7 protein-coding genes are annotated in these 6,395 nt (G+C 61.8%); 1 reads left to right on the top strand and 6 read right to left on the bottom strand.

The window, feature by feature from the left end; translation table 11 throughout:
• Positions 1 to 173 precede the first annotated feature (173 nt).
• From KBZ04_RS13225 to KBZ04_RS13210, 4 genes are all read right to left on the bottom strand, one after another.
• Complete coding sequence (locus KBZ04_RS13225) at positions 174 to 1,079, bottom strand: PfkB family carbohydrate kinase (RefSeq protein ID WP_254992372.1); 906 nt, start codon at positions 1,077 to 1,079, stop codon at positions 174 to 176.
• Between the two features lie 4 nt (positions 1,080 to 1,083).
• A complete protein-coding gene (locus tag KBZ04_RS13220; RefSeq protein WP_254992371.1) occupies positions 1,084 to 1,962 on the bottom strand; it encodes an HAD-IIB family hydrolase in 879 nt (292 codons plus the stop codon).
• A complete protein-coding gene (locus KBZ04_RS13215) occupies positions 1,946 to 4,048 on the bottom strand; it encodes an HAD family hydrolase (protein WP_254992370.1) in 2,103 nt (700 codons plus the stop codon). The genes KBZ04_RS13220 and KBZ04_RS13215 overlap by 17 nt, the downstream gene beginning before the upstream one ends.
• Before the next feature lie 133 nt (positions 4,049 to 4,181).
• A complete protein-coding gene (locus KBZ04_RS13210; RefSeq protein WP_254992369.1) occupies positions 4,182 to 4,442 on the bottom strand; it encodes a chlorophyll a/b-binding protein in 261 nt (86 codons plus the stop codon).
• An 89-nt stretch (positions 4,443 to 4,531) separates the two neighbouring features.
• Here KBZ04_RS13210 and KBZ04_RS13205 point away from each other — a divergent pair, with 89 nt between their 5' ends.
• Complete coding sequence (locus KBZ04_RS13205) at positions 4,532 to 4,831, top strand: hypothetical protein (protein ID WP_254992368.1); 300 nt, start codon at positions 4,532 to 4,534, stop codon at positions 4,829 to 4,831.
• On the opposite strand, the gene KBZ04_RS13200 is transcribed toward KBZ04_RS13205, so the two are convergent.
• Together KBZ04_RS13200 and KBZ04_RS13195 are read right to left on the bottom strand one after the other, a co-directional pair.
• Positions 4,785 to 5,768 (bottom strand): isopenicillin N synthase family dioxygenase, encoded by a 984-nt coding sequence (locus KBZ04_RS13200; RefSeq protein WP_254992367.1) that lies wholly within the window; start codon positions 5,766 to 5,768, stop codon positions 4,785 to 4,787. The genes KBZ04_RS13205 and KBZ04_RS13200 overlap by 47 nt on opposite strands.
• A gap of 10 nt (positions 5,769 to 5,778) precedes the next feature.
• On the bottom strand, positions 5,779 to 6,395 hold a 617-nt coding region (locus KBZ04_RS13195; RefSeq protein ID WP_254992366.1), incomplete at its 5' end, for a prohibitin family protein.

Here is a 6,395-nt window from a genome sequence, read left to right as displayed (position 1 = left end):
GGAACTTGAAGTCGTCACGGTGACCGTAAAGGGTGACGAACAGGGAATGGATGGCATAGAAGTTGGCACCAAGCCTGGTGTAGAAGTGGCGCAGATCCTGACGACGAATCTCGGGGCGGAGATCGTCGAGAATGGAATTCAGCAGCGAGTGGGAAATCTGTTCGTACATCGGTTCAGCTCGAGCTCCATGAGGTCAGAAACTGTTCGTAAACGCCCAAATCGTCGATCGTGGCACCCCTTCGTGACACCAGTGCCCCAGCAAAGTCGCGGGCACGCTCGAGGCTTTCCACCAGGGGCCACTGAAGGCAAAGACCGAGCAGAAAAGCGGCGGCAAACCCGTCGCCCGCTCCCACCGTGTCGACCACATGGGTGCAGGCGGCGGGTCCAACGGAAACGCTCTCGCCGTCTCTCCAGACCAGAGCTCCCAGGGCACCACGGGTGAGGATCAGAGTCTCGAGATGGTGGCGCCGGGCAAAGCGATCCATCGACACCACCAGACTGGCGCCATTCGCTTCAGCCAAGACGTCCGAGGTCAGCAGGGCCAGTTCCGCCGCATTGAGCTTGACGTGATCGGCGTCATCCACCAGAGGCAGAACCGATCCCAGCGACCACCAGGGGCTGCGGAGGTTCACGTCCAGGAAAATCTTTCCAACATGCCGCGCCTTGAGGGCTGCCAGTGCAGCAGCCGAAGCGGAATGGCGCAGGGCCAGGGTGCCGTGATACAGAAGACTGGAGGCTGGCAGCTGCCAGAAGCCCTCGGACTGGATGACGTCGTAGGCACTCCCAGGCACGATCTCGTAGTGGGGTTCGTCGTCCTCGAAGGTCACGGCCACCCGGCCCGTGGGTGAGGAAGGATCTGTCTGAAGAAACGCCGGTTCCAGCCCCCAGGCTGTCATGGCGGATCGAATCGCATCGCCACGACGATCCGTACCCACTCGGCTGATGAAAATGGGAGCCAGGCCGAAACCCTTCAGGTGCCAGGCCACGTTGAAAGGGGCGCCTCCGAGGACCTCCGTGCCGTCTGGGAAGCAATCGAAAAGGACTTCTCCGAAAACGGTGATCGGACAACGCGTCAGCATCAGATCAGCCCAGCACCCGGAGGGCTTCAGAGTGAAAGTGGTCCATCCCTTCCAGGATGCCCGCACTGTAGTTGCCGTTCATGCCCAGAAACCCACCTCTGGCGACATACAAACGATCCGCCATGCCGTTCCGCCTGACCTCCGCCAAAGCCAGCGTGACCACGTCGGGATGGGCATTGGCCACCAGCACCGCGGGCAGCGAACTGGTGAGCACCGAAAGATCATTGCCGCTGTCGCCGGCAAATAGCGTCTGATCAGCGGTGAATCCCTGCCGCCGCATGAGGAATTCGATCGCGTGGAGCTTGCTGGCCCGCTGCGGCAGAATATCCAGCAGACCGATCGCCTCCTGCTCATCGACGCTGTGGATGAGGTTGGCCGCAAGAGCCCGTTCATCCAACCGGGTGTCGATGGCCCGCACCAGGGCCGGCAGTTCAACATCCAAGGAAACGAAGTAACTCAACTTGTGGGTGTTCTGCCGGTCTTCGGGCTGCAATCTCAAGCCCGTTAGACCTGAGAGAACAACGGCCAGATCTGCTGCCACGAGCCCCTGCCAATCGGCAGCGATGTGCTGAGACCATGGGGACAGCAGGGACCAGTTCTGGGCATCTCGTTGATAGACGGAGCTGCCGACGTCAGCAAGAATCCAGTCAGGCTGAGGCAGCCCATACACCTGAATCGACTCTTCCACCAAAGCCAGGTGGCGGCCACTGACATAGGCCAGGGAGAGGCACGGCTGCGCAACCATGCGGGCAAACATTGATCGGGCCCCAGGAGATTCCGGCGCCTCACCATTGGGGAGAAGTGTGCGATCCAGATCCGTGCAAAGGAGCAACCGTTGGGGCAACGCTGCGTTGAGGTCCGTGTGATCAGTGGAAGAAGTCATAGTGCTCAATCGCCTCCAGGATGCCAGAGGCGTGGGACCCCGAGGAGAAATAGACCCGTTCGGAATCACTCAGTTGGGCCAGCTCCTCGCGATGCCGGCTGTCCACCACCACCCCCAGGGTTCGGCCACGCAGCATGTCCTCATCCCCCCTGGATCCTCCGTTCACCAGCACTCGCTCCAGGGGTATTTTCCAGGTGTTGGCGACGTAGCGCAGGGCCTGTCCTTTGGAGGCACGGGCGGGGACGAAATCGAGAAACTGACCAAAGGAAAGGCTGGTATGGGCGGAAAGCTCGTGTTGGCGCAACAGGGTGAGAATCTCCTCCATGGACGGGGCCTGCTGCCCATCGTAGAAGTACGACAACTTGAAACGGCTCTGATGCTCCTTCGGCTGCAGGGTCAGTCCCGGCAATGGATCCATGAGCCGCTTGATCACTTGCGGGGTCCATAGATGGTCGATGTGATAGGTCCAGGAGATGTCTGTCGTCAGCTGTGGTGGGGTATAGATTTCCGTCCCCAGGCTGGTGATCAGCACATCCGGCATCGGGATGGAATGAACCTTCAGAATCTTAAGAACCGAGTTGAGGCGTCGTCCCGTAGCAATCCCAAACAGGACCCTACGATGCTGCTGTCGCATCAACGCTACGAGCTGCGCAAGGGCCTCGGGATCGCCAAGCAGGGTGTTATCGATGGCCGTGAACAGCGCGCAGGTTCGGGTCTGGACCGCCGGGACCCTGGAAAGAGGTGCCGGCCTGGAAACCACCCGACTCTGCAGCACAAGAGTCTGCAACCTTTCAAGATACCGTTTGGCATGGGCTTCCCAGGAATAGAACCTGGCCACATTCTTCAGTCCATTGTCTGAAAACGTCGACCACAGGTCCCGATCTTCCAGAATCTGGAGCAGGGCTCCGGCGATCGAAGCCTCATCAAGGGGATCAATCAGCAGACCATTTCTGCAGTTTCCGATGATGTCAACCGGTCCACCGACCTCCGTTGCCACGAGCGGCAGTCCACTGGCCGCTGCCTCAAGCAGGGTCAGACCGAAGGGCTCGGTGAGGGCAGGATTGACGAACACCCCCCTTGAGAAGGCTGCGAGTCGGTAGATGTCCGCCACCTCATTGGAGGAATGGTGCTTGGGCAAAGCCACAAGACCATTCAACTCGTGGCAGTCGATAACAAGAAGCAACTCCGTCAAGACAGCCTGAGCGCCCTCATTGAGTTCACGAATGTCATTACGATTACCGGCCACAATCACAAGATTGGCAATACTCTGAAGACGCTTTGACTTCCCGTAGGCTTCCAGGAGTGAGACAATATTCTTACGCTGATCCGGCCTTGACAGAGCCAGGATCATCGGCTTTTCAGGCTCTCTAAGGTGTTTGCAGAGGGAACTGGCAAATGCGATCGGCCCATCTCCGGAGGTGGGAGGATGGAACTGATTCAGATCGGTTCCTGGTGGGATGACCGACATCTTCTCTGGGGTGTAGCAGTCGTAAAGCTCGTATTGATCTTCGATCTCATTGTGAGTGCTCGTGATCACAAGATTTGCATTGTTCAACACCTCTTCTTCGGCACTGATCCGCTCGGACATCTTGTAGCGCTGCTGGATCTCTTCGACGGACAAGCCGAGGGCAAGCAGCCGGCGCACCTTGTCCCGACCCAGGGAGTGACCGGTGTGGATAAGTGGTAAACCCGTGAGGTGAGAAAGGCGGACGCCTACATAGCCGGCATCGGCGTAGTGACTGTGCAGTACGTCCGGCAGGCGAGGCTGACGATGGAGCCAGGTGAACAGCTCATCGGTGAATGTATCAAGATGGCCCCAGAGCTCTTCCTTGGGAATGTAGGCGTCGGGTCCGGCAGTGATGCGAATGAGGCGTGCCTTGGGATCCAGCACCTCCGTCGGCCTCCCATAGTCCGCCGAAACGTCCGCATCACGAACGCATCGGGTGACAAGATCCACTCGCTGAACAGAGTCTTGCCGAGCCAGGGCCCTGGTTAACTCCACCACGTATTTCGTCTGGCCGCCGGTATCAGCATCACGACCCAGTTCAAGATCCTCTCCCCGGATCAGGCCATGAATGCTGATCATCAAAATGTAGAGAGAATGGCTTCTGGCTCCCATCGTCATGTCTCAAGCTGCCTTCCTTCTCCCTTCCAGTGTGACCACCTAACACCTCCTTGGGCCTGGGCAGGGGAAAGGGGAACGCCCGGCGATTCAGCCCTCACCCCAGCAGCCAGCGCACCATCAGGGCCAGCTGACCGAGGATCCCCTGTCCCGTGAGCTGCTCACCGATCAGGGCCGCCACGAACCCAAGCATCGCCGCACGTCCGTTCAATCGTTCCACCCCCGTCAGGGCCAGAAGGTTCCAGGGACGGGAGGTGGTGAGCCCTTCCCCGAAGCGCTCCAAGGGCTCATAGAGAAACGGCTGTTCGCCGCCTTCCTTGCTGGCTTCCCTGCTGGCTTGCTTACTGCCTTCGCCCATCGTTTCAGCCCCGGAATCGCTTCACCCTATGCCGGGCCTGGGCACCATGGCGTTTTCGAGCTACAGTACAGGCGTACTAAAGCTCAGCCATGGCACCCGGTCAGATCGATCCCGCGGTGGCCCCCCTCAGGCGGGCCAACCCCCAGCGCTTCCGTGAGGCCCGCCCGGGCCATCTGGCCGTGGTGGCCATGGCCGGTCGGCCCTGGTTCATCGGCCGGATCTGCGACCTCAGCGGCCCAGCCCCGACGGACTTCGCCCGGGTGCTGAACATCGACACCGGCGACATCGAGCGGATTCCGGCCCCCTGGATCGTTGAATTGATGGGCGAGGGGGGACTCGGGATCAGCCGTTCTCTGCGCCAGCAGCCACCCCGTTCTCCAGCAGATTGATGCGGTAGAGCACCTCTTCAAGGGCATCAGCGGCACGGATGGCGCTGTAGCACTGGGGGTGGTCGGGCCCGCAGCAGGACGGCACAGGAGCCAGGATTGTCCAGGGCCTGGCATGGCAGAACTGGACAACGCTGTGGCGCTCTTCGGTGGCCCCGGCCGGCGCCATCACCCGGTGCCAGCCGGTGGGGATGCGGCCGTTGGAGAGACGCTCCAGCATCAGCCCCGTGTTGATGATCACCCGCCCCTCCGGCGGAGCCGCCTCCAGCCATTCCCCGGCCACCCGCACCTGCAGGCCGGGTCCCGTGGCCCGCGGCAGGGCCGTGATCAGGTTGATGTCCCCATGGGCCGCCGCCCAGAGATGGCCCTGCGCCGGGGCCTCGGCCATGGGCGGATAACGCAGGGCCCTGGTGAGGGTGGGGGCCTCCGACACCATCTCCTCGAAGAAATCTTCGGCGCAGCCCATGCCCAGGGCGATCACCCGCAGGAACCGCCGTTGCAGGTCGGCGATCGCCCGGTGGAACTCGGCCAGCAGGGCCGTGATGCCGGGCACGGCCGCCTCCGGCAGGACCTGCTCGGGATAGAGCTCCGGGAACCGGCGCCGCAGGGGATGGCCCAGCGGCAGCGGGGCCGACCAGTTCAGCATTTCCTTCCAGTCGGGATGCGCGCTGCCAGCAGCGGTTTCCACCAGCAGGTCGGTGTAGCCGGTCTGGCCATTGGCGCCCGGGGCTCGGAAGCGCCGCTTGGCCCCAGCCTCCAGGGCGAAGAACCGCTGCAGAAGGCCGTAGGCGGAATCGAGCAGATCGACGGGGAGATCGCTGTTGGTGTAGACGAAACCGGTGGCCAGACTGCGTCTCACCCCATCGACCACGGCCTCCCTGGCCCGTTGGCTGCCCCGCTCGAAGGCCAGCAGATCCACGTCGAGAATGGCTTCAGCCATGGGGGCGGATTCAGCGGCGACCGTTGACGATCACGGGGTTCCCACCCCCGGCCGCCCCGGGCAGGGCAGGCACCACTGACGTCTGACCATCCCACTTGTCGAGAAACAGCTTGTAGAGCACCTGGTCGTCGAGGCTGGAGTTGAGGGTCTGGTAGCGCTTGGCCTCCTGCTCGGCGATCAGCACCTCCGTCTGGGCCCGCAACAGTTGCTGTTCGGCGATCTGCTTCTGCTCGATAGCGGCGCGGTACTCCTCGGCAATCTGCAGGCCGGTGAGATCCAGGCCCTGGACGGTCACATAGTCGAACTTGCGCAGCTCTTCGGCCACCTTGTCCTGCACCAGTTCCGAGATGGAGTTCCACTCCGTCGCGATGGTCACCAGTTCGTACTGGGAAAACACCGACTTGAGGGCCTTCAGCAGGGACGGCTGGATCACCCGCGGATAGATCTGCTGGTCGTCAGTGGCGATCGTTTCGTAGATGCGACCCGCCTCGGCGGGCTTCATGGCGTACTTCACCGTCGCGGTGGCCTGGATCACCTGCAGGTCCTTGGTGAGGGTGGAGAACTGCTCCGGCCGCACCTGGGTGCGCACGTCGAAGAGGGAGGTGTTCTGGGCCAGGGGGACCTTGA

This window comes from Cyanobium sp. N5-Cardenillas, assembly GCF_024345515.1.
Classification (GTDB): domain Bacteria; phylum Cyanobacteriota; class Cyanobacteriia; order PCC-6307; family Cyanobiaceae; genus Cyanobium.
Note: the sequence above shows the minus strand (reverse complement) of the source record. Positions and strands in the feature narration are given on the sequence as shown.